The sequence below is a fragment of the Actinomycetospora sp. genome (assembly GCF_055612215.1).
Window position 1 is genome coordinate 1 of record NZ_JBVPVA010000345.1, and the last position, 1538, is coordinate 1538.

Here is a 1538-nt window from a genome sequence, read left to right on the forward strand (position 1 = left end):
CGGAACATCAGGATCCAGCGCAGGTCGCTCCACGACGAGGTCACCGAGAGGTCGCGCAGCATCCAGGTCCCGAGGGCCAGGATCGACAGGCCGACGACCGCCGGGATCCGTGGGCCGAACCGGTCGTAGATCCGTCCCGCCACCGGCATGAGCACGCCCATGACGACGGCCTGCGGGAGCAGCAGGAGGCCGGTGTCGAACGCACCCAGCCCCTGGGTCTGCTGCAGGAACAGCGGGATGAAGAACAGCACCCCGAACAGGCCCACCGAGAGCACCCCGATGAGGATCAACGAGTTCGTGAAGGCCCAGTACTTGAACACCCGGACGTTCAGCATCGGCTCGTCGACCTCGAGCTCGATCACGACGAACAGCGCGAGGCAGAGCGTGCCCACCGTGAAGAGGATCAACACGGGGTAGGACGTCCAGCCCCAGGACTCGCCCTCGGAGAGCGCCAGGAGCAGCGAGAACAGGCCGGAGGCGATCGCGGCGAACCCCAGGAAGTCGAACTTCTTGCCCTTGGACCCCTTCGGCAGCGGCAGCCAGACCAGCGCCGCGATCGCGCCGACGATGCCGATCGGCACGTTGATGAAGAAGATCAGCCGCCAGTTGACGTACTCGACGAGGTAGCCACCGAGGGTCGGGCCGACGGCGGGGGCGAACACGATGCCGAGCCCGTAGAGCCCCATCGCCGCGCCGATCTTCTCGCGCGGCACGAGCCGGTAGACCATCGACAGGGCCACCACGGGGATGATCCCGCCGGGGATCGCCTGGATGATGCGGAAGACGATCATCGAGTTGATGTCCCACGCGAGCCCGCAGAGCGCGGACCCGGCGCCGAACGCGACGAGCGCCCCGACGTAGGCCCGGCCGAGGCCCAGCCGCTCGCCCAGCCAGGCGCTCGCCGGCACGATCACGCCCAGGGCGAGCGAGTACGCCGTCGAGACCCATTGGATCTGGTCGGTCGTGGCCCCGAAGTCCTTCTGCATCGACGGGATCGCGACGTTGACGATGCTGACGTCGAGGACCGACATGAACATGCCGGTGACGAGGACGAGCAGGGACAGCAGCCACGGCGTGGCCGACCCGCGCGCCGGGGCCGCGGCGGGCGCGGCGGCCGGCGCCGACGCGGGGGGCGAGGCCGGTGGGGCCGAGGGCCGCAGCGCCGTCGTCGTCCCGCCGCGGGGGGTGTCCGCCTGCTCCTGCGGGGACGCGGCGGGGGCCGTCGTCTCCGGAGCCGCCGGTGTGGTCGTCACCACGCCAGTGTGACAGCGTTTCCCTGCGCAAGTATCAGTGGCGTGATCCTCCAGCCCACCACTCCCCGCTGATCCGCATCGGCTCCGGGTCGTCCGGGAGCGCGAGGGTCCGCCGGGCCGTGGCGCGGTGGCCGAGGAAGACGGGCCGGTTCGCGTGCCCGAAGAGCAGGGGCAGCAGCTCCGCCGCGCGCACCACGCCGTACCAGCCCGACGCGGCCGGGGCCTCGCCGAACGCCGTCACCGGGTCGGGTCGCACGGTCGGCCCGGCGACGACGAGCGGGGTCG

At 71.3% G+C, this 1538-nt stretch carries 1 protein-coding gene and 1 pseudogene; both read right to left on the reverse strand.

What is annotated here, in order from left to right:
* Positions 1-1253, reverse strand: a 1253-nt coding sequence (locus AC0CYZ_RS09865) for a DHA2 family efflux MFS transporter permease subunit (RefSeq protein WP_472214734.1), incomplete at its 3' end; no start/stop codon positions are given.
* A gap of 34 nt (positions 1254-1287) precedes the next feature.
* Positions 1288-1538, reverse strand: a pseudogene (locus AC0CYZ_RS09870) (hypothetical protein); the annotation flags it as partial.